A 21043-nucleotide genomic window follows, 5' to 3' on the forward strand; every position below is an offset into this window, starting at 1 on the left:
CGGGGGTCAGTCTGCGATGTGATGCTCGCGCATGACCTCCTCGAGGAGGTTCAACCAGAGGGGGGCGATCCTCTCGGGCGCGAAGTCAGCCGCTCGGGCCCGGGCACGGGCGGCATGGTCGGCGCGCAGCGCCGGGTCGGCCATCAGCCTGGCCAGCGCCTCGGCCAAGGCCTCCGGGTTCTCGGGCGGGACGAGGAGGCCGTGCTTGCCGCCTTCCAGGATCTCGCGCGGGCCGTGCGGGCAGTCGGCGGCGACGACGGGCAGCCCGCAGGCCATGGCTTCGATCAGGGCGTTGGGAAAACCCTCATAGCGGGAGGGGAAGGCGAACACGCCGCCCGCTTCGGCGGCGGCCCGCAGGGGCGGTGCCGGGCTGCGCACCGCTCCGGGCAGTTGAACGCGGCCGTCGAGCCCGAAGCGCGCAACCAGCCTTTCCAGGGCCGCGCGCTCGGGCCCCTCGCCGAGAATGGTGAGGTGCCAAGCGGGAAACTGCGGCGCGAGACGGGCGAAGGCCTCGAGCAGCAGGTCGAAGCCTTTCTGGGGATGGAGTCGGCCGAGGGCGATGAGGTGTGGCGAACCGGCAGGCACGAGACGGGGGTCGTGCGGACCAGCTTGACCATCGACCTGCACGGCGTTGGGAATGACGACGACCTTGCCCTCGGGCAGCCAGGCGCGCTCGGTGGCGATGCCCTGCGTGATTGCGACCAGGCGCGCGGCGCGCGGATAGAGGAGCCGCACGGCGACCCGCCAGAGGCCGCGTTCCATCCCGTCCTGCGATGGGGCGACGCGGTCGGAGACGACCACGGGCAGGCCGAGGCCGCGGCTGGCGGCGAGGGCGAGCAGGGATGGCGTGTTGCCCAGGCCGACGATGACGTCGGGCCGGTGCGCGCGGAGGACGGAGCGGAGCGCGAGGGCTTGCGCGACGGAACGGCCGGCAAGCCCCAACCCGTTCGCGCGCCCCTTGGCCCGCCAGCCCTCGATCACCGCGATGGCGGGTGGGAGCGTGAAGTGGCGCGGCCGATCGGCACAAAGGAACACATCCACCCGCCAGCCGGCCCGGGCGAGGGTTTCGGCGAGGAAAACGGTGGCGCGTTGCGTGCCACCGAGTTCCAGCGAGTAGGTGACGAGGAGGGCGCGGCGTGGCATGAGCCGGCCCTACCGGCTGGCGCCCTGTGCGGCAACGGCCTTCCTGTCCCGTCTCGCCCGGAGCAACGCACCGTCCATGCTGTCGCTCGACGCCAAGCACCGTCTGGCCGACCGGCTCGGCCACGTCTTCGCCGCCGTCATGCGCGGCGTGCTCGTCGCCGGTACCGCGCTGCTGCCGAAGAACGGGCGGGAGCATGTCCGTCGCGTCGCGATCAGGAGGTAACGACGGCCCTGCAGGATGTCGACCTCTTCGGGCAGACGCTTCGGCTCGAGTGGGGAGCGCTGATCACCGGGCAACCGCTGCGCTGGCTGGAGCCGGAAACGATCGGCTGGCTCGAGACGCATGTGCGCGACGGGGATGTGCTCTGGGGCATCGGGGCGAATGTCGGCCTGTATGCGCTGTGGTGCGCCAAGCGGCACCCGGGGTGCCGCGTGGTCGCGTTCGAGCCGAACGCGCTGACTTATCCCGTGCTGGTTCGGCATGTGATTGGCAATGGCGTGGCGGATCGCGTGCAGGCCCTGCCCCTGGCGCTGAGCGATGCGCCGATGCGGGTCGAGACGTTCCGTCTCTACACCCTCATGCAGGGCTGGGCGGGAAATCAGCTTGAGGTCGCAGGCGCCCCGCCGATGTGGTACGGGCGCGAGGCGGCGCGTTACGCGGTGGTGGCGTGCTCGGCCGACGAGCTCTGTTCCCGGCTCGCCGTCCCCTGGCCCGACCACATCAAGCTGGACGTGGACGGCATCGAACCGCTGATCCTCGCCGGTGCCCGCGACGTGCTGCACCGCGTCCGCTCCGTGCTCGTCGAGGTCGAGGACGTGCACGTGCGACACCATGCGGAGGGGGCAGAAGCCATCTGCCGCCCCCTGCGCGAGGCCGGGCTGGTGGAGGACGAGTCGTTCCGCGGCCGCGGGTCGGGGCGAAACCGGCTGTTCGTGCGCCCCTCAGGCTGAGTGGCGTCGTTCCGCCAGCACCTCCTCGGCCAGCGCAAGCCAGCGGGGCGCGATCTTCTCCGGCGCGAAGTCCGCCGCTCGGGCCCGGGCGCGGGCGGCGTAGTCTGCGCGGAGCGCCGGGTCGGCCATCAGCCGGGCGAGGGCCTCGGCCAAGGCCTCCGGGTTCTCGGGTGGCACGAGGATGCCGTGCTTGCCGCCTTCCAGGATCTCGCGCGGGCCGTGCGGGCAGTCAGCGGCGACGACGGGAAGCCCACAGGCCATCGCCTCGACGAGGGTTTGCCCGAACCCCTCATAGCGCGAGGGAAAGGCGAACACGCCGCCCGCCTCTGCGGCCGCGCGCAGGAGTGCGCCCGGATGACGAGAAGCGCCTGGAAGGTGGACAAGGTGGGAAATGGCGAGCTCACGCGCCTGTGCCTCGAGGGAGGCGCGTTCCGGCCCATCACCTACAATGGTCAGATCCCAATCGGGAAAATATGATGTTAACATTCGGAAGCTCTTGAGCAAGACATCGAATCCCTTCTGTGAGACGAGACGTCCAAAGGTAAAGATATGCTTCCAGCCCTCTTGCAAGACGATTGGACTTTCAGGATCGTCAGCGTCGGCCACCTGAACAGCATTTGGAATGACGACGACTTTTCGAGACGACACCCATGACCGCTCGTCAGCAATGCCATTGCTGACACAAACCAGTCTTGAGGCAAGTGGATAGAGAAAACGAACCACCAAATGCCACTGGGGTGGCTCATTTGGATCTCGTGAAGGTGCATTATGATCTGAAATGATGATGGGAATACCTAGCCCACGCGCCGCCAAGATAGTCAAGCAATTCGCAGATATCAAAAGAGAGATGATTAAATCAGGAGACTCTGATTTCAAAACACCTCTTATTATTTTTGCTCGTCCAAGGTTTGTGACGAGGCCATTTAACTTATTTGATGAATTTCCTTCAAGTTGGAGACGAATTCTCTTTACTCCTTGAGGAGCGGCATAAAAGTCATCAAAGTTATGGAGCGTTAACAATGTAGTTCGCCACGCCGCCTCAACAAACGTTCGTGCGATGAAAATCGCGACTTTCTCCGCTCCGCCGAGACGTAGGCTCTCGGACACGATCAGGACGTGACGTGAGCCGACCACTTGCCTTTCCTTTCCTAGCAAAAACTCGTCGAATCCTTTTCCGTGAATCGTACTCGCGCCCCAGCTTCGCCACCAAGCCCGCCAAGCGGTTGGGGGACGGCCGCTCGAGGGCGAGGCGCACCCGCCCCACCCCCTGGGGCAAAGGGTAGAAATCGGGCTCGTCGTGCAGGGTCACCAGCGTCGTCCTCCAGCCGGCCTCGGCGAAGCTGCGGCAGAGGAACACGGTCACCTGCTCCGCCCCGCCGAGGCCGAGCGAACGGGAGACGATGGCGATGTGCCGCGCCATGTCGCACCTGCCTCGGGTCAGCGCTTCAGGCGAGGCCGAGCGTGTTCCGCCGACCGTCGGCGTGATGAAGACAGAGGACGTTTTCGCAATGCCTCGGTTCGCGCGCGACGGAACGCTCGAAATCCTCGATGCGGAACGGGGCCAACCGCGCGCGCCAGCCGATGGTGAAGAGGCGGTACCCCCGCCCCTCGAGCCACGCGACGAGGTCGGTTACGGCGTAGCCGGCCGCCTGGGTCGTGGCGTTGTTGAGTTCGAGGATGAGGGCCGGACGGTGCGTCGTGATGGTGCGCTCGGCCCCGCGCAGCAGTGACAGTTCCGCACCCTCAACGCCGATTTTCATGACGTGAATGGCGTCAAGCCAATGCTCGGCCAGCACATCGTCCAGCGCAGTGGTGCGCACGATCTCGAACCGGGCTGCAAAGCCGGGGGGAAAGGGGGAATGCTCGGCCGTTACGATGCCGGCCATCCCTCGGTTGGAGAACCCCTCGGCCGATGCGCCCACCGGAATGGCGAGCGTGGCCTCAGCCTCCACGTCGGCCAAGCCTCGTTCCTCCACCGCGACATTGCGCAACCCGTTGCGGGCGGCGATGCGGCGCAGGCGCTCGGCGAGCTGCCGCTGCGGCTCGAAGGCCAACACACGCCCTTCCGGCCCCACCGCCTTGGCAGCGACCAGCGTGAACTCCCCGGTGTTGGCGCCACACTCGATGAACACGTCGCCGGGACGAAGAAGCGTCTTGAGCACGGCGATTTCCCACCGCTCGTAGTAGCCGCTCCAGAAGCTGCGACTGTCGAGCTCGCTCGAGAGATCGAGATCCGTCGTCAGCGTGCCGTCGAAGTCGTGCACCACGACCCTGAGGGGGATGGGCCCGATGGCACGGCGCAGCGTGTCGGCCAGCCCGGCGAGGCCGCGCACCCGATGCATCTGCACCGTGACCTTGCGCGCCGCCTTGAGCGCCGCAGCCAGCGCGCGCTCGCGGAACGTCACGGGCAGAGGCCGGACATCGGGTGGCGCCACCTGCCGCTCAGCCGCACCGGAAGGAGCATGGTAGGAAACAGCTTCCGCTCGCTTGCGCAAAGGGCCACGCGCCAACATGCGGGTTATGACGTCACGCCTCCGCATCATCCATCGCAGGGTGAAGAATGGAGACGTCAAGAAAGCCCGCGCCAGCAGCCCGAAAGCCGAAACCCGGGACCCAAAGTCGAATTCGCCAGATGCCCGCTCGATCAACATCTTTGCGAGCAACCTGGTGCGCCTCGCGCGCCGGAGCCCTCCCAGGACGGTACCGTACCAATCTCGAATAGCAACGAAGAGCAATCGTTCGAGCATAGTTCCACTGCGCACGCGCCTCGCGACGACGCGATCGTTCGAGTACCAGTAATCGACTGTTTTTCGATCGAGAAAGGTGACCGAAGTTCGTGACATGACTGCTCGGGCAACCAAATCCCTGTCTTCGCCACGCCACCACTCCGGGGCATCGTCGAACAAGCCAAGGTTTTGGAGGGTTTGCTTTGAAAAAACGGCACATTGCGTGCTCGCCCCATTCGCAAAGACGATGACTTCCTCAAGGCGCGGCGGCCAACAGAGTTCCCCATCTAAGGCAGGGAACAGTTTTTCCATGAACAGACGCGATATGGACGCCTCCGCCCCGCTCTCCCGCAGCGCGGCGAGATGCACCTCCAGGTGGTTGGGCAACCATTCGTCGTCGTCATCGTTGAAGGCGATCCACCGCCCGCGTGCTGCGCGAATGCCCGTGTTGCACGCCGCCGCACGCCCGCGCCGCACCTCGTGGCGGATCAGCCGCACCCGCGGGTCGCCGAAGCGGTCGAGCACCGCCTGAACGTCCGCCCCCGAATCGTCGTCGACGACGATCACCTCGAAATCCCGCAGCGTCTGGTTCAACACCGAGGCGAGGGAGAGCGGGAACCGTTCCGGTGCCGTCGCGGTCGGGATGATGACGGAGACGAGCGGGGCTGGGGTGGACGGGTTCGAGTCGTTCATGCCGGGGCCTCTGCGAGCCGCGGCGATAGCCGCCCGCCGCCGCGGCGGCAACCGCGCCCCTGGCCCGCTCGCCGCGAAGGCCCTAAGAGGCGCCCGCCATGTGCGGCATCGCCGGCCTCCTCGCCCCTTCCCACGCGCCCGAAACCCTCGCCCGCCACGCGGCGGCGATGGCGGATGCCCTCGCCCATCGCGGCCCCGACTCCCGCGGCATCTGGACGGACGCCGAAGCGGGCCTTGCCTTCGCCCACACCCGGCTTGCCATCCTCGACCTCTCCCCCGCCGGGCATCAGCCCATGGTGTCCGCCTCGGGCCGCTTCGTCATCGCCTACAACGGCGAAACCTACAATACCGAGGAGCTCCGCGCCGCCCTCCCTCCCCACAACTGGCGCGGCCATTCCGACACCGAGGTGATCCTGGAAGCCATCGCCCACCTCGGCGTGGAGGAGACGGCACGGCGGATGAACGCCATCGCCGCGCTTGCCGTGTGGGACCGCACGGAACGCCGGCTGTGGCTGGTGCGGGACCGAATCGGCGTCAAACCCCTCTACTGGGGGCGCTTCGGGGATTCGTTCCTGTTCGGCAGCGAACTCAAGGCGTTGTGCGCAACACCGCTCATCCCCCGCGAGGTCGACCCCGCCGCCCGCGCCCTCCACTACCGGCTCGGTTACATCCCCGCCCCCCACGCCATCTGGCGCGGCGTGGCCAAGCTCGAACCCGGCACCATCCTCTCTGTCCGCGCCGGCGAAGAGCCGCGAATCACGCGCTATTGGGACCTGCGTGAGATCGCCGCCCGCGGCCTCGCCGAACCCTTCGCCGGCGCCGAAGCGGAGGCCGAGGAGAGGCTCGCCGCCCTGCTCGAGGACGCGGTGCGCCGCCAACGCGTGGCGGACGTGCCGCTCGGCGCCTTCCTCTCCGGAGGGGTCGATTCCTCCACCGTGGTCGCGCTGATGGGCGCGGACGGCACGGTGCCGAAGACGTTCACCATCGGCTTCGACGATCCTGGGCTGAACGAAGCGCCCTTCGCCGAGGCCGTGGCCCGCCACCTGGGCACGGACCACACCACTCTGACCGTCACCGAACGCGAGGCGCTGGAGGTGGTGCCGCGCCTGCCCGAACTCTACGACGAGCCGTTCGCCGACACCTCTGGCGTGCCGACGGCGGTCGTCTGTCGGCTCGCCCGCACCCAGGCCACCGTGGCGCTGTCCGGCGACGGGGGAGACGAGCTCTTCTCCGGCTATCGGCGTTACGTGGTCGGGCTCGACCTCTGGCGCCGCGTCCGGCGCTTTCCTCGCCCCCTGCGCGCGCTGGGCGGGGCGGTGCTGAGCCGCGTGCCCTTGCGCCTTGCCGACGCGCTGGGCCGCGCCCTGCCGGGCGGGGCGCCGGTGAAGGCCTTCGGCGATCGCTTGCGGGCCATCGGCCAAGTCCTTGGCGACGGCTCGTTCCCTCACCTCTACGTCCAGATCGTCGCCATGTGGCGCGAGCCCCCACTGCGCCACCCCTTCACGCCGCCCGACCCGGCCGACCTCCCACCCGGCCTCTCACCCCTCGAGCACATGCGGCTGTTCGACCAGCTGACCTACCTGCCGGAGGACATCCTGACCAAGGTCGATCGCGCCTCGATGGCGGTGGGGCTCGAGGTGCGCGTGCCGCTGCTCGATCACCGCGTGGTCGAGTTCGCCTGGTCGCTGCCCCCCGCCTGGAACCCGGCCGAGGGGGGAGGCAAGCGTCTGCTCCGTCGCGTGCTGTATCGGCACGTGCCGCGGGCGCTGATCGAGCGGCCCAAGCAGGGGTTCTCGCCGCCGACGGGAGCCTGGCTCAAGGGGCCGCTGCGGGAATGGGCGGAGGAGCTGCTTTCGCCCTCCGCCCTCGACGCCGCGGGCCTCGACCCGGCTCCGATCCGCGACCGCTGGCAGGCCCACCTCGCCGGCCGGGCGGACGAGCAGTACCGGCTGTGGACGGTGCTGATGGACCAGGCCTGGCGCCGGCACTGGCTCGGGTGACGCGGCCCCTTCGTGTCCTGCACGTCATCACCACCCTCGGACCCGGCGGCGCCGAGGCGATGCTGGCCAAGCTCGTCGCCGCCACCCCCGAGGTGACCCACGCCGTCGTCTCGCTCGACCACCGGACGGATACGGTAGCGGCCCTGCGCGCGGCCGGCGCCTCCGTCACGGTGCTTGGCCTCTCGTCTCCCACCGCCTTTCTGGCCGCCATCCCGCGGCTGACCCGCACCATGCGCGGCTTTCGCCCAGACCTGATCCAGTCCTGGCTCTGGCACGCCGACCTTGCCGCGACGGTCGCGCGCGCCACACTGCGCCCCCGGCCACCGCTCGTCTGGTCGATCCGCTGTTCCGACATGGACCTCGCGCGCTATCGGCCGACGACACGGCTGGTGGTCGCGGCCCTCGCCCGCCTCTCCGCCATTCCGGACGCGGTGGTCGCCAACAGCGAAGCGGGGCTCGCCTGGCATCTCGCCCGCGGCTATCGCCCGCGCCGGACCCGGGTGATCCCCAATGGTTTCGATCTCGGCACCTTCCGGCCTGACCCCACGGCCCGCGCGCGTCTCCTCACCGCGCTCGGGTGGCCCGAGCAGACCGTGCTGGTCGGGCTGATCGCGCGCGTCGATCCGATGAAGGACCACGCGACCTTCCTCGCCGCCCTCGCGCGCACGGCCGAACCGATCCGCGCGGTTCTCATCGGCCGCGGCACGGAGGCCCTCGCCATTCCGCTCGCTCTCCGCCCCCGCCTCGCCGCCCTCGGCCAGCGCCGTGACATCGCCGCCCTTCTGCCGGGCCTCGACATCCTCTGTCTCTCCTCGCGCTTCGGCGAGGGGTTCCCCAATGTGCTGGGCGAGGCGATGGCGTGCGGCGTGCCGTGCGTGACGACCGATGTCGGCGACTCCGCCCGCGTGGTGGTCGGGGCCGGTCTCGTGGTGCCGCCGGGCGACGCGGCCGCGCTGGCCGACGCGATCACGACCCTCGCCGCCGACCCCGCTCGCCGCCGCGCCATGGGCCAAGCGGGGCGGGAGCGGGTGGAACGCCTCTATGCGATCCGCACCATCGCGGACGCCCATCGCGCCCTGTGGCAGGAGCTTGCGGCGTCCCCTCCGTCCCCCGCTTGACGTGCCGTCCCCACCCGCGTTCCCTCGCCCCCGCGCGGCGGGAGGAGGATCGTGGCGGACGGCGGGTTCGGGCGGCTGATCGGGCGCAAGCGGCACCTCCTCGGCATCGCAGGCCTTGACCCGCGCGCCGTCGCCTCCGTGCTCGACCTCGCCGAGACCTACATCAGCCTCGCCCGCAAGGGGGGCGCCCGCGACGTGCTGCGCGGGCGCACCGTGCTCAACCTCTTCTTCGAGACCTCGACCCGCACCCGCACGAGTTTCGAACTCGCCGGCAAGCGGCTCGGGGCTGATGTGATCAACATGTCGCCTTCGGGTTCGGCCATGGCGAAGGGCGAGAGCCTGCTCGACACCGCCACCACCCTGAACGCGATGGCGATCGACGTCCTCGTCGTCCGCCACGACCAAGCGGGCACGGCGGCCCTGCTCGCGCAGAAGGTCGAGGCTTGCGTCATCAACGCCGGCGACGGCGCGCATGAGCACCCGACCCAGGCCCTGCTGGATGCGCTGACCATCCGTCGCCACCGCGGCACGCTCGCTGGGCTGACGGTCGCGATCTGCGGCGACGTGCTGCATTCGCGCGTCGCCCGCTCCAACGTCCGGCTGCTGACCATGATGGGCAGCCGGGTCCGGCTCTGCGGGCCGCCCACCTTGCTGCCCGCCGGTGCGGCCGAGTGGGGGGTGGAGGTGTTCACCGACCTGCGCGCCGCGTTGCGCGAGGCCGACGTGGTGATGATGCTGCGCCTGCAGCGCGAGCGGATGAGCCGTGCCTTCGTCCCCTCGTCACGCGAGTACTTCCGCTTCTACGGCCTCGATCCGGAAAAACTCGCGCTCGCCAAGCCCGACGCGCTCGTCATGCACCCGGGGCCGATGAACCGCGGTGTGGAGATCGACAGCTCGGTCGCCGACGATCTCGCGCACAGCGTGATCGAGGAGCAGGTGGAGATGGGAGTCGCCGTCCGCATGGCGGTGCTCGACCTGCTGGTGCGCGACGCCCGGCGCAACGCATGAAGACCCTCTTCCGCGACGTCCGCCTCCTCGACCCCGTCTCGGGCCGCGACTCGCCCGGCTCCCTGCTCGTCGTCGAGGGCCGGATCGCCGCCCTCGACCCGGCGGAGGCGCCTTCGGATGCCGCGGTGATCGCGGGAAACGGGCTCTGCCTCTGCCCCGGCCTGATCGATCTGCGGGTCGGGCTGCGCGAGCCCGGCGAGGAGCACAAGGAGAGCCTCGCCACCCTCGCCGCACGTGCCGCCGCCGGCGGTGTCACAACCCTGGTAGCACTGCCGGACACAACCCCGCCGCTCGATCAGCCCGCCCTGGTCGAATTCGTCTCCCGCCGCGCCGCCTCCTTCGGCTTCGTCACCGTGCTGCCCATGGGGGCGGCGACGAAGGGCTGCGCCGGCCAGGAACTCGCCGAAATGGGGCTGTTGCGGGAGGCAGGCGCGGTCGCCTTCTCCGACGGCCGTCGCGCCATAGCGGACGCCCGCACCATGCGGCTTGCTCTTGCCTACGCCGCCACCTTCGGCGCGATGGTGGTGCAGCACCCGGAGGAGCCTTCGCTCACCGCGGGCGCGGTGGCCACCGAGGGTCTGCTCGCGTCCTCGCTCGGTCTGCCCGCCAGCCCGGCCGCGGCGGAGGCGATCCTCGTCGCCCGTGACATCAGGCTGGCAGAATTGACCGGCGGGCATGTCCATTTCTCCCCCGTCAGCACCGGCGAGGCGCTCAGCCTGATCCGTGCGGCCAAGGCGCGCGGCGTGCGCGTCACCTGCGACACCGCCCCGCCCTACTTCGACCTCAACGAGACCGCGATCGGCGAGTGGCGCACCTATGCCCGCCTCTCGCCGCCGCTGCGGTCGGAGGCCGATCGCCTCGCCGTGCTCGCTGCGCTTGCCGACGGCACCATCGACGCCATCGTTTCCGACCATCAGCCGCAGGACACGGACGCGAAGCGCCTCCCCTTCGCGCTCGCCGAACCGGGTGGGGTCGGCGTGGAGACCCTGCTCGCGGTGACGCTGACTGCCGTGCACAACGGCAGCCTTTCTTTGCTTGACGCGATCGCGCTGCTGACCAGCCGCCCCGCCGCCCTGCTCGGCATCGACGCCGGGAGGCTCGCGCCCGGGGCACCTGCCGACCTCTGCCTCTTCGACCTCGATCGCGCCTGGCAGATCCGTGCCGACGACCTGATCGGGCCGAGCCGCAACACGCCGTTCGACGGGCGCGCGGTGCAGGGCCGCGTCGTCGGCACCTGGAAGGGCGGGGTGAGGGTGTTCGGATGAACACGCTGGGTCCCCTCGTCCTCGGCTTCCTGCTCGGCTCGATCCCCTTCGGCCTGATCCTCACCCGGCTCGCCGGGGCGGGCGACGTGCGGCGCATCGGCTCGGGCAACATCGGGGCGACCAACGTCCTGCGCACCGGGCGGAAGGATCTCGCCGCCGCCACGCTGCTGCTCGACGGCGGCAAGGGCGCGCTCGCGGTCGTGCTGGGTGCCGAGTTCGGGGGCGGGCATACCGCCGGCCTGCTCGCCGGCTTCGCCGCGGTCATGGGGCACATGTTCACGCCCTGGCTCGGTTTCGCCGGGGGCAAAGGTGTCGCGACCGGGCTCGGCACGCTGATCGGCGCCGCCTGGCCGGTCGGTGTGGCGGCCTGCGCGGTCTGGATCGGCACCGCGCTGCTGACACGGATCTCCTCGCTCTCCGCCCTTTTCGCCTTCGCCGCCGCGCCCGCTCTCGCCGCCTGGTTCGCGGGCAAACCGGAGATCGTGCTGGCGCTTGCCATCTGCGGCTTCGTCTGGCTTCGCCACTGGGCGAACATCCGCCGCCTGATCGACGGGTCGGAGCCGAAGATCGGGCAGACGAAGAAGGACGAGTGACGGAGGAGGAACGGCTCGCGCGGCTCAGGCTCGCGCGTACCAGCGGCCTCGGAGAGGCGACCGCGCGCGCGCTGATCGCGCGCGAGGGGTCGGCGCAGGCCGCACTCGAGATGCTGCCGCGCACGCGCCGCGGGCGGACGTTCGTCGTTCCGCCGGTGGGCGCCGTCCAGGCGGAGGTCGCCGCCCTTGCCCGGCTCGGTGCGCGGCTGGTCGTGCTCGGCGATCCGGACTACCCGCCCGCGCTCGCCGCGCTGTCGGATGCGCCGCTGGCTCTGGCGGTCGCGGGCGACGTGGCCGCCCTCTCCGCCCGTGCGGTGGCCATCGTGGGGGCGCGCAACGCCTCCGCCGCCGGGCGGCGGATCGCGGCCGATCTCGCGCACGGCCTGGTCGAGGCTGGGGTCGTCGTCGTCTCGGGGCTGGCGCGGGGGATCGACGCCGCGGCGCACGAGGCCGCCCTCGCGAGTGGTGGTCTCACGGTCGCCGCCATTGCCACGGGACTTGATTGCCCCTATCCGCCCGAGCACGCCGGGCTGCAGGACCGGATCGCGGCGTCGGGGGCCGTGGTGACCGAGGCGCCGCCCGGCACGGCGCCGCATCGCACGCTCTTTCCGCGCCGCAACCGCATCATCGCGGGGCTGTCCCTCGGCGTGGTGGTGGTCGAGGCCGCCGAGCGCTCCGGGTCGCTGATCACCGCCCGCCTTGCGGTCGAGGAGGGGCGGGAGGTCTTCGCGGTTCCCGGCTCTCCGCTCGAACCCAGGGCGAAGGGACCCAACGGGCTGATCCGCCAGGGTGCCCACCTCGTCGAGACGGTGGAGGACGTCCTGGCTGCGCTTCCTGCCGTCCCCCTCTCAGCCCCGGGCCTGATGCCCTTGCGCCTGCAGGAAAACCGATCGGCACCGGCAGCGACTGCCGCGCTTCCGGCCGCCGCTCCGCGCACCGACGAGGTGGGGGTGGCCCTCTCCGCCCTCAACGCCTTGCTCTCGCCCACCCCGGTCACGGTTGACGAGCTGGTGCGCCGCTGCCCATGTTCCCCCGCCGCCGTCGCGGCCGCCCTGCTCGAACTCGATCTTGAGGGCCGGATCGAACGGCTGCCCGGGAACCGTGTGGCGTTGTGCACGCGGTAGGCCGCTGGCCCTGCACGAAGAGGGCCCTGGACGCAAGGCATGGACGTCGTCGTCGTCGAATCCCCCGCCAAGGCGAAGACCATCAACGGCTATCTGGGCCGCAACTACACCGTCGTCGCCTCCTATGGCCACGTGCGTGACCTGCCCGCGAAGGACGGCTCCGTCCGCCCCGACGAGGATTTCGCCATGGACTGGGAGGCGGACGCACGAGGCGAGAAGCAGGTCCGCGCCATCGCCCAGGCTCTGAAGGGGGCGAAGACCCTCTATCTCGCCACCGACCCCGACCGCGAGGGGGAGGCGATCTCCTGGCATGTGAAGGAAATGTTGGCGGAACGCCGGGCGCTGAAGGGGATCGACGTCAAGCGCATCGTCTTCAACGAGATCACCAAGAGTGCGGTGAAGCGGGCGCTCGAGAACCCGCGCGACCTCGACCCCGACCTGATCGACGCCTATCTCGCGCGCCGCGCGCTGGACTACCTGTTCGGCTTCACCCTCTCCCCCGTGCTCTGGCGCAAGCTGCCCGGCAGCCGCAGCGCCGGGCGGGTGCAGAGTGTCGCCCTTCGCCTCATTTGCGAGCGCGAGGCCGAGATCGAGGCCTTCCGTCCGCGCGAATACTGGACCGTCGAAGGCCTCTTCCTGACCGAGGCGGGGGCGCCGTTCTCCGCCCGTCTTACCGTGCTCGACGGGAAGAAGCTCGAGCAGTTCGACCTCGCCGACGCGCAGGCGGCAGAGGCGGCGAAGCGGGCGGCGGAAGCCGCGCGCTATCGGGTGAGCGCGATCGAGCGCAAGCGGATCAGGCGCAACCCGCCCCCTCCCTTCACCACCTCCACCCTGCAGCAGGAGGCCTCGCGCAAGCTCGGCTTTTCCGCCACGCGCACCATGCGCGTCGCCCAACAGCTCTATGAAGGCGTCGAGATCGGTGGCGAAACCGTCGGTCTCATCACCTACATGCGGACGGATGGGGTGCAGATGGCCGAGGAGGCGATCGCTGCCATCCGCGGCCATCTCGGCCGCACCTTCGGCCAGGACTACCTCCCGCCCGCCCCGCGCCGCTACGCCACCAAGGCGAAGAACGCCCAGGAAGCGCACGAGGCGATCCGCCCGACCGACATCGCCCGCCGCCCCGAAGACATCGCCCACGCGCTCACCGAGGATCAGCGCCGCCTTTACGAACTGATCTGGAAGCGGGCGGCGGCGAGCCAGATGGCATCGGCCGAGTTCGACCAGACCTCGGTCGAAATCGCCTCCGAGGATGGCCGGATCGTCTTTCGCGCCTCCGGTTCGGTCCTCGTCTTCGACGGTTTCCTCAAGCTCTATCGCGAAGACCGCGACGAGCCGGCGGAGGACGAGGAGAGCCGCTCGCTGCCGGCGATGCGCGAGGGCGAACGTCCTTCACTCACGGAGGCGAAGCCGGAGCAGCACTTCACGCAGCCGCCGCCGCGCTACACCGAAGCAAGCCTGGTGAAGAAGCTGGAGGAGCTCGGCATCGGCCGCCCCTCCACTTACGCCTCCATCCTGCAGGTGCTGCAGGATCGCGCCTACGTGCGGCTTGAAAACCGGCGCTTCGTGCCGGAGGACCGCGGGCGGATCGTCACCGCCTTCCTCGAGAACTTCTTCGAGCACTACGTCGCCTACGACTTCACCGCCTCGCTCGAGGAGAAGCTCGACGACATCTCGGGCGGACGGGCGCGCTGGCGCGAGGTGATGCGCGAGTTCTGGCGCGACTTCGTGCGCGCGGTCGAGGAGACCAAAGAGCTCCGCATCGCGGATGTCGCTGCCGCGCTCGATCGCGAGCTGGGGCCCCACTTCTTCCCGGACAAGGGCGATGGCACCGACCCGCGCGCGTGCCCGCGCTGCGGCACCGGGCGATTGGGCCTGCGCATCGGCGGCAACACCGGCGCCTTCATCGGTTGCTCGAACTATCCCGAGTGCCGCTACACCCGGAACCTCACCTCGAGCGACGCCGAGGGCGAGGAGAGGCTGCTCGGCCACCACCCGGAAACGGGCGAGCCCGTTCACCTGAAAAAGGGGCCCTACGGCTTCTACGTCCAGCTCGGTGAGAACACGGAGGCGCCGGCGGCGGAGGAAGCCGGGGCCAAGCGGAAAAGGGGCAAGGGCAAGGCGGCCGAGAGAGCGCCCAAGCCGAAGCGTGCCTCGGTGCCGAAGGGCATCGACCCCGCTTCCGTCACCCTCGAACAGGCGCTCGCTTGGCTGTCGCTGCCCCGATTGGTTGGCATCCACCCCGAACGCGGTGAGCCGATTTATGCCGGCCTCGGTCAGTTCGGACCCTACGTGAAGGTCGGCAACGTCTACGCCTCGCTCGACAAGGACGACGACGTTCTGAGCATCGGCCTCAACCGCGCCGTGGTGTTGTTGGCGAAGAAGCTCGATTCGGTCCGCAGCCTCGGCCAACACCCCGACGGCGGGGAGGTGACGGTGCGCCGCGGACGCTTCGGGCCCTACGTGCAGCACGGAACGCGCGTCGCCTCGCTACCCAAGGGTGCGGCGATGGAGAGCGTCACTCTCGAGGACGCGGTGCGGCTTCTCGCGGAGAAGGGCAAGGCGCTGGCACCGCCCCGTGGCGCCGGGAAAGGAACGGCGGCCGGCAAGGGGCGCGGCAAGCGGGCAACCGCAGGCGGCTGAGCGGAGGTCAGTCGCGCACGGCGGCGCGACTTCGCCGACGCGGCAAGCTGCCGCATAATCGTGGCGCACCGAACCGTTTCGGATTCGATCGGCCATCCTTCGCCCAACCATCCTCTCCGGCCTTCGCCTTCGCCTTCGCTGGCCGTGGCAGCTGACGTGCTGGCTCTGTGGGGTCGGCGTCGTCTGTCTGGCCCTCTGCCGTGCGGTCGCTCCGGCGGTTGCCGCTGATGCAGGGGGGCTCGCCCCCGTGCTGCGCAGCGCGTACGCGGCGGTGGCGGAGCGTCATCTCAACCCGCCCGATTTTCCTGGCTTCACCGCTGCGGGTTTGCGCGGCCTCATCGCCGTTGACCGCGGGCTTGCCCTGGAGCGGGAGCGTGAGCGGCTCGTACTGCGTGGAAACTCCGGTGTGCTCGCGCGCCTGGACCCCCGCGCGATGGGCGGCGCGCCCGAGGCGTCGCAGGCCGCGCTGCAGACGATCGCGGCCGCTCTCGCCGCGTCGTCCGCCCTGCGCGCGCAGAGCAACGAGACGTTGCTCCGTCTCTTCCTCGACGAGGCGCTGGCCGACCTCGATCCCTACTCGCGCTACGTGCCGCGGTCCGAGGCCCGTGCCGCACGGGCACGGCGCTTCGGTGAAGCGGGACTGGGGCTCGATCTCGCTCCGGACGGCAACGCGGCGGTGGTGGTGCGCGTGGTCGACGACTCGCCCGCCTGGGCCGCCGGGCTCAGACCGGGCGACAGGGTGCTCGCCATCGACGGGCGACCGACGCGGGGGCTGGATACGGGGTCGCTGGACCGGCTGCTGCGCGGCGAGGAGAACGAGCCGCTTTCGCTCACGATCGCCCGCCGCGGCAGCCGGCCCGAGACCGTGGTGCTGGTGCGGGCGATGGTCGCGGCGGAGACGGTGTTCGTGGTCTGGCACGGCACGGTGCCGATCCTCCGGATCTCGGGCTTCAACCGCCTGACCGACCGCCGTCTGGCCCGCGCCGTGGTCGAGGTCGCCCATCGCGATCCCACGCCGCCCGGTCTGGTGCTCGATCTGCGCGGCAACCGCGGCGGCCTGCTCCGCCAAGCCATCGCTGCCGCCGATCTTTTCCTGACCGAAGGAGTGATTGCCGAAGCACGCGGCCGCCACCCGGAGGCCTCCCGCATCCATCGCGCCGCGGGCCCCGATCTCTCCGCGGGACTGCCGCTCGTCATCCTGGTGGACGGCGCATCCGCCTCCTCGGCCGAAGTGCTGGCCGCCGCGCTGCAGGACAATGGCCGCGCCGTCCTCGTCGGCTCCGTCACCACCGGCAAGGGGCTGATTCAGACCGTGGTGGCGCTGCCGGATGAGAGCGAACTCCATCTCACCTGGTCCGCCCTGCACGCCCCCACTGGGTACCCCATCCAGGGTCTCGGCGTGCTGCCGGATGTCTGCACCAGCCTCGGGCCTGAGGCGACGGAACAGGCGCTGCGGCTGTTCGCCGCCGGCCGTCGACCCGACGCCGCGCGCGCCTGGCGCACGGTGCGGGACTGGACAGCGGCTCCGGCGGAGTTGGCACGGCTGCGCGACGCCTGCCCACCTGCTGCGGGCGGCGAGCTTGACATCACGGCGGCCCTATGGCTCTTGCAGCGCCCCGAAGGAGACCGAACCCGTCCTCTCGCAACGCACGGCGTCCCGTAGCTGGGGCAGCGGCACGCGTGGGGGCGATCGATCAGGTGAGAGTTTGCGGCTCCGGCCGGGCGTGGCGAAGCCCCGGTCCGTCCGCACGGAGCAAGCGCGATGGCGAAGGCCAATACCGTACTGATCAAGCTGGTCAGCACTGCCGATACGGGCTACTTCTACGTCACCAAGAAGAATGCCCGCACGAAGACCAACAAGCTTGAATTCCGCAAGTACGATCCGGTCGTGCGCAAGCACGTGATCTTCAAGGAAGCGAAGATCAAGTAGACGGGCTTCTTGAGCAGCGAGCGGCGAAGGGTCGCAGGTTCGGCTTCTGGTCAAAGGGCAGGAACCACTTCGCCCTCGCCCTCCACCACGACGACGCGGTTCCTGCCTTGGCGCTTTGCCCGATAGAGCGCCTCGTCGGCGCGACGCAGGATGTGTTCGACAGCACTCGTCTCGTCGCTGGCCGCCGCCGCCGTCAGCCCCGCCACGCCGATGCTGATGGTCAGAGGATGCACGACCCCGTCGACGGGCTCGAAACGCAAGCCGGCAATCTCGCGCCGAAGGCGCTCCGCCGCCACTGCGGCATCGGCCACCGACGCGCCGGGCATGATGACGGCGAACTCCTCGCCACCGTAGCGGGCCACGGTATCGAACAGCCGCACGTGATTGCGGATGCAGGTGGCGACCGCCTGCAGCGCGGCGTCACCCGCTGCATGGCCGAACCGATCGTTGATCGCCTTGAAATGGTCGACGTCGAGCATCATCGCCGCGAGCGACCCACCCGTGCCGCGCAAGGACGCGATCAACGACCTGAGGTGGCCGCGCAAGTAACGCTGGTTGTGAAGACCCGTCAGCGGATCGGTGAGCGCCAGCGAGATTGAATAGGCCAAGTCAGCCCGCATCCGATCCTGATAGAGCTTGCGCCGGATCTGGTTGCGGGCGCGCACGCGCAGCTCGTTCGCATCGAGCGGGCGGACGATGTAGTCGTTCGCCCCCAAGTCGAAGCCGCGGAACAGCAGCTGGCGGTGGTCCGGTTCGGCGAGCAGCAGCACGGGCATCTCGCGTGTTGCCTCCTCTGCCCGTAGGCGAGAGGCGAGGCGCAACGGATCCTCCGAAGCGAGTCTCAAATCGAGAAGCACCAGGTCGTAGGGGGCAGCCGCCAGCCGCGCCATCGCCTCGAGCCCTCCCGCGACCCGGTCGCAGGCGATCCCCTCCGCCGCTAACGCGGCGCCGATCCGCTCCCACTCGATCGCGTCGACGACGAGGGCGAGCGCCCGGCTGCCCCGCACCGAGGGCGCGGTCTCGGGACCGGCGCGGACGCCGAGCTGGCTCGTCGTCTCCGCCCGAAGCCGCCACTCGTCGAGCAACCGTTTCAGCCGCACGAGCGATCGGACGCGGGCGAACAGGGTTTCGTCGTCGACCGGCTTGGTCAGGAAGTCATCCGCCCCTGCCTCGAGGCCGCGGATGCGTTCGGCGCTCTCGCCGAGCGCGGTCACCATGACGATCGGGATGTGCTCGGTCGCCGGGTCGGCCTTCAGCCGTTCGCACACCTCGAACCCGTCCATCCCCGGCATCATCACGTCGAGCAGGATGAGATCGGGCGCCCAGACGGGGGCCAGTTCCAGCGCGGCGGGCCCCGATTGGGCCGTGCGCACTTCGTAATACTCGGCGGCAAGCCGGGCTTCGAGGAGCTTCACGTTGGAGGGAACGTCGTCGACGACGAGGATTCGCGCGCTCATGGGCCCTGTCGGCACCCGCGGGCGGTCAGCCTTGGCCGCCCAGGTCCTTGCATCATGCCACGGCCCCCCGCCGAGTGCACGATGTTCCGCCCCGCCATGGTCGACGCTGTCATCGAACTGCGATAGTCCTGCAATCGTCCCGATGCTTCACAGGGCGTCCATCCTGCGCAACCCTCCGACCAGGCGTTTTCCCGCATGACTCAGGCTCACGCCGAGGGCGCAACCGGCGCTCACCCTGCCCTCTCCGCCGCCGCGCGCGGCTGGCTGTTCTTCCGACGCTGGCTCGCCAATCCCCTCGAGATGGGCTCCATCGTGCCGTCCTCGCCCGTGCTGGGGCGCAAGATCGCCGAGGCGGTACGCACCGGGCCGCCGGGTCCGATCCTCGAGCTCGGCGCCGGAACAGGGGCCATCACCCGTGCCCTGCTCGATGGCGGGATCGCCCCCTCGCGCCTGACCGTGATCGAGATCGTGCCGGAGATGGCGGAGGTGCTGCGCCAGAGCTTCCCCGGCGTGACGGTGATTTGCGGCGACGCTTGGCAACTCTCCGACATCCTCGATCCCGCCCTGCCCGGCACGATCGGGTCGGTCGTCTGTGGGATACCCCTTGTGCTTCTGCCGCGCGAGAAGCAGGCGTCGCTGATCGCGGCCATCGAGGCGGTCGCTCCTGGCCGCGGCTTCCTGCACTACACCTACTGCGTCACCTCGCCGCTGCCGATCCACGCTCACCGCCTCGAGGGCCGGCGGATCGCCTGGACCCCCCTCAACATTCCGCCCGCCTCCGTCTGGCACTACCGGCGCATCGGGCCTTGATCGCGATCAACGCGGTTCCCAGTTCTCCGGCGTAATCACCGGCGGGTCGCACCGGCAGCTCTAGGCGCGGTGTGGCCCGACTTTCCTGACCGAATTCACCGCAACCGGAGGAGACGAAGCCATGGCCATGCTTCCGTCGCTGTTCGGCCCGGGCGGGCTCGACCGCATGATCGAGGAAATGCGCCGCCTGCAGGAAGGGCTGGAGAAGAGTTTCGGCTCGCTCGCACCGATGCCGGTGTTCCGCACCGACTGGCGACCGGCGATCGACGTCAAGGAGACCGACACCGGGCTCGTCGTCACCGCCGAATTGCCGGGGATGAGCGAGCAGGATGTCGAGCTCTCCGTGGAGGATGACTTGCTTACCATCAAGGGCGAGAAGAAGAGCGAATCCTCCAAGGAGGATAAGGGCTGGCACGTGCAGGAGCGCTCCTACGGCGCTTTCGTCCGCACCCTGCAGCTCCCTTTCACGCCCAAGCCCGAGGAGGTGACGGCCGAGTTCGCCAAGGGCGTGCTGACCATCACCATCCCCCGCCCGCCCGAGCCCGCCAAGCCCTCCTCGCGGATCGCGATCAAGTCCACCGGCTGATCCCAGCCTTTCCTCCCCGTTCCGACCGCGGCACCCTCGCTCCCGATTGCTTCGGGAGCGAGGGATGAACCTGCCAACGCACGAACGCTACGACTACGCCGCGATCACCGAACGCGCCGACTACGTTTGGCCGATCGGTGCGAGGCTCGCCGTCTCTATCGGGTTCAACCTCGAGCATTTCGCCTTCGGTGAAGGGTTGGGGGCGGAACTCGCTCCCGGCGGGCCGCAGCCCGACGTGCTGAACTACGCGTGGCGCGACTGGGGCAACCGCGTCGGCGCCTGGCGGATGATCGAGCTTCTCGACTCCCTCCGCCTGCCGGCCTCCGTCCTCGTCAATTCGGCGATGTATCAGTACGCGCCTTCCCTCCTCGCCGCGCACCGCGCACGCGGGGACGAGATCGTCGGCCACGGGCGGACGAACGCGGAGCGTCAGTCGGTGCTCGACGAAGCGGCCGAGCGGGATCTGATCGCTGAGGCGACCGCCACCATCGCCGCGCACGAAGGTGCACCCCCGCGCGGCTGGCTCAGCCCCTGGATCGCGGAGAGCCGAGTAACACCTGATCTGCTCAAGGAGGCCGGCTACGCCTACACGCTGAACTGGTGCATGGACGACCAGCCGGTGTGGCTGCGGACCCGCGCCGGCCCGCTCCTTGCCATTCCCTTCCCGCAGGAGGCGAACGACATTCCCTCCATCGTGGCGCGCAAGGACGGCGCCGCCGAATTCGCGGCGATCATCGTCGATACCTTCGATGAGATGCTCGAACAGTCCGCCCGCCAACCGCTGGTGATGGGGATCGCGCTCCACCCCTACATCGTTGGCCGGCCGCATCGGCTGCGCCATCTGCGCTCCGCGCTTGCGCACATCGCGGCACGACGCGACCGCATCTGGTTCACCACGGCGGGCGCCATCCACGACGCGATTTGCGCCCTGCCACCGGGAATCGTTCCCGGCGACTCTCGTCTCTGTTGAGACTTCCCCCGGCTCGCTCCTACCAT

18 protein-coding genes are annotated in these 21043 nt (G+C 69.8%); 14 read left to right on the forward strand and 4 right to left on the reverse strand.

Annotation, left to right across the window (positions count from 1 at the left end; translation table 11 throughout):
* Nucleotides 1-6 precede the first annotated feature (6 nt).
* Complete coding sequence (locus tag DWB05_RS14295) at nt 7-1143, reverse strand: glycosyltransferase family 4 protein (protein ID WP_114377878.1); 1137 nt, start codon at nt 1141-1143, stop codon at nt 7-9.
* On the opposite strand from DWB05_RS14295, the gene DWB05_RS14755 reads away from it, so the two are divergent.
* Nucleotides 1142-1366: a hypothetical protein gene (locus tag DWB05_RS14755; protein WP_157967222.1), complete on the forward strand. Its 225-nt coding sequence runs from the start codon at nt 1142-1144 to the stop codon at nt 1364-1366. The genes DWB05_RS14295 and DWB05_RS14755 overlap by 2 nt on opposite strands.
* Before the next feature lie 122 nt (nt 1367-1488).
* Nucleotides 1489-2094 carry an FkbM family methyltransferase gene (locus DWB05_RS14760; protein WP_157967223.1) on the forward strand — a complete coding sequence of 202 codons (606 nt, stop codon included), beginning with the start codon at nt 1489-1491 and terminating at the stop codon, nt 2092-2094.
* On the opposite strand, the gene DWB05_RS14305 is transcribed toward DWB05_RS14760, so the two are convergent.
* Together DWB05_RS14305 and DWB05_RS14310 are read right to left on the reverse strand one after the other, a co-directional pair.
* Entirely contained in the window at nt 2086-3228 is a 1143-nt protein-coding gene (locus DWB05_RS14305) for a glycosyltransferase (RefSeq protein ID WP_157967224.1), read from the reverse strand. The genes DWB05_RS14760 and DWB05_RS14305 overlap by 9 nt on opposite strands.
* Before the next feature lie 311 nt (nt 3229-3539).
* Nucleotides 3540-5513: an FkbM family methyltransferase gene (locus tag DWB05_RS14310; RefSeq protein WP_114377880.1), complete on the reverse strand. Its 1974-nt coding sequence runs from the start codon at nt 5511-5513 to the stop codon at nt 3540-3542.
* A 98-nt stretch (nt 5514-5611) separates the two neighbouring features.
* On the opposite strand from DWB05_RS14310, the gene asnB reads away from it, so the two are divergent.
* The 9 genes from asnB (at nt 5612) to rpmG (ending at nt 17194) form a co-directional block, all read left to right on the forward strand.
* Complete coding sequence (asnB, locus tag DWB05_RS14315; RefSeq protein ID WP_114377881.1) at nt 5612-7513, forward strand: asparagine synthase (glutamine-hydrolyzing); 1902 nt, start codon at nt 5612-5614, stop codon at nt 7511-7513.
* The gene (locus tag DWB05_RS14320) at nt 7510-8631 is read left to right on the forward strand and encodes a glycosyltransferase (RefSeq protein WP_198669192.1); all 1122 of its coding nucleotides are present in this window, start codon (nt 7510-7512) and stop codon (nt 8629-8631) included. The genes asnB and DWB05_RS14320 overlap by 4 nt, the downstream gene beginning before the upstream one ends.
* Nucleotides 8632-8682: 51 nt before the next feature.
* On the forward strand, nt 8683-9639 hold the full coding sequence (locus DWB05_RS14325) for an aspartate carbamoyltransferase catalytic subunit (RefSeq protein WP_114377882.1): 957 nt from the start codon (nt 8683-8685) through the stop codon (nt 9637-9639).
* A complete protein-coding gene (locus DWB05_RS14330) occupies nt 9636-10904 on the forward strand; it encodes a dihydroorotase (protein WP_114377883.1) in 1269 nt (422 codons plus the stop codon). Before DWB05_RS14325 ends, DWB05_RS14330 begins: the two co-directional genes overlap by 4 nt.
* On the forward strand, nt 10901-11497 hold the full coding sequence (gene plsY, locus DWB05_RS14335; protein ID WP_114377884.1) for a glycerol-3-phosphate 1-O-acyltransferase PlsY: 597 nt from the start codon (nt 10901-10903) through the stop codon (nt 11495-11497). Before DWB05_RS14330 ends, plsY begins: the two co-directional genes overlap by 4 nt.
* Nucleotides 11494-12621, forward strand: a complete 1128-nt coding sequence (dprA, locus tag DWB05_RS14340) for a DNA-processing protein DprA (RefSeq protein WP_198669193.1) — start codon at nt 11494-11496, stop codon at nt 12619-12621. The genes plsY and dprA overlap by 4 nt, the downstream gene beginning before the upstream one ends.
* Before the next feature lie 39 nt (nt 12622-12660).
* Entirely contained in the window at nt 12661-15264 is a 2604-nt protein-coding gene (topA, locus tag DWB05_RS14345; RefSeq protein WP_114377885.1) for a type I DNA topoisomerase, read from the forward strand.
* A 247-nt stretch (nt 15265-15511) separates the two neighbouring features.
* Nucleotides 15512-16927, forward strand: a complete 1416-nt coding sequence (locus DWB05_RS14350) for a S41 family peptidase (RefSeq protein ID WP_114377886.1) — start codon at nt 15512-15514, stop codon at nt 16925-16927.
* A gap of 99 nt (nt 16928-17026) precedes the next feature.
* On the forward strand, nt 17027-17194 hold the full coding sequence (rpmG, locus tag DWB05_RS14355) for a 50S ribosomal protein L33 (RefSeq protein ID WP_114377887.1): 168 nt from the start codon (nt 17027-17029) through the stop codon (nt 17192-17194).
* A gap of 50 nt (nt 17195-17244) precedes the next feature.
* On the opposite strand, the gene DWB05_RS14360 is transcribed toward rpmG, so the two are convergent.
* The gene (locus DWB05_RS14360) at nt 17245-18651 is read right to left on the reverse strand and encodes a PleD family two-component system response regulator (protein WP_114377888.1); all 1407 of its coding nucleotides are present in this window, start codon (nt 18649-18651) and stop codon (nt 17245-17247) included.
* A gap of 195 nt (nt 18652-18846) precedes the next feature.
* On the opposite strand from DWB05_RS14360, the gene DWB05_RS14365 reads away from it, so the two are divergent.
* The 3 genes from DWB05_RS14365 to DWB05_RS14375 all read left to right on the forward strand — a co-directional run bounded on the left by DWB05_RS14365 (nt 18847) and on the right by DWB05_RS14375 (nt 21017).
* Complete coding sequence (locus DWB05_RS14365) at nt 18847-19461, forward strand: class I SAM-dependent methyltransferase (protein WP_114377889.1); 615 nt, start codon at nt 18847-18849, stop codon at nt 19459-19461.
* A 121-nt stretch (nt 19462-19582) separates the two neighbouring features.
* Nucleotides 19583-20047 carry an Hsp20/alpha crystallin family protein gene (locus DWB05_RS14370; RefSeq protein WP_114377890.1) on the forward strand — a complete coding sequence of 155 codons (465 nt, stop codon included), beginning with the start codon at nt 19583-19585 and terminating at the stop codon, nt 20045-20047.
* Nucleotides 20048-20111: 64 nt separating this feature from the next.
* Nucleotides 20112-21017, forward strand: a complete 906-nt coding sequence (locus DWB05_RS14375) for a polysaccharide deacetylase family protein (protein ID WP_114377891.1) — start codon at nt 20112-20114, stop codon at nt 21015-21017.
* Nucleotides 21018-21043 lie beyond the last annotated feature (26 nt).

The organism is Elioraea thermophila (ex Habib et al. 2022), assembly GCF_003336755.1.
Lineage (GTDB): Bacteria > Pseudomonadota > Alphaproteobacteria > Acetobacterales > Acetobacteraceae > Elioraea > Elioraea thermophila.

Coding starts and splice junctions, on each gene's coding strand:
- DWB05_RS14365 (WP_114377889.1), top strand. CDS start 18,847: ATGACTCAGGCTCACGCCGAGGGCGCAACCGGCGCTCACCCTGCCCTC.
- rpmG (WP_114377887.1), top strand. CDS start 17,027: ATGGCGAAGGCCAATACCGTACTGATCAAGCTGGTCAGCACTGCCGAT.
- DWB05_RS14370 (WP_114377890.1), top strand. CDS start 19,583: ATGGCCATGCTTCCGTCGCTGTTCGGCCCGGGCGGGCTCGACCGCATG.
- DWB05_RS14310 (WP_114377880.1), bottom strand. CDS start 5,513: ATGAACGACTCGAACCCGTCCACCCCAGCCCCGCTCGTCTCCGTCATC.
- topA (WP_114377885.1), top strand. CDS start 12,661: ATGGACGTCGTCGTCGTCGAATCCCCCGCCAAGGCGAAGACCATCAAC.
- DWB05_RS14360 (WP_114377888.1), bottom strand. CDS start 18,651: ATGAGCGCGCGAATCCTCGTCGTCGACGACGTTCCCTCCAACGTGAAG.
- DWB05_RS14295 (WP_114377878.1), bottom strand. CDS start 1,143: ATGCCACGCCGCGCCCTCCTCGTCACCTACTCGCTGGAACTCGGTGGC.
- asnB (WP_114377881.1), top strand. CDS start 5,612: ATGTGCGGCATCGCCGGCCTCCTCGCCCCTTCCCACGCGCCCGAAACC.
- DWB05_RS14375 (WP_114377891.1), top strand. CDS start 20,112: ATGAACCTGCCAACGCACGAACGCTACGACTACGCCGCGATCACCGAA.
- plsY (WP_114377884.1), top strand. CDS start 10,901: ATGAACACGCTGGGTCCCCTCGTCCTCGGCTTCCTGCTCGGCTCGATC.
- DWB05_RS14330 (WP_114377883.1), top strand. CDS start 9,636: ATGAAGACCCTCTTCCGCGACGTCCGCCTCCTCGACCCCGTCTCGGGC.
- DWB05_RS14755 (WP_157967222.1), top strand. CDS start 1,142: ATGAGCCGGCCCTACCGGCTGGCGCCCTGTGCGGCAACGGCCTTCCTG.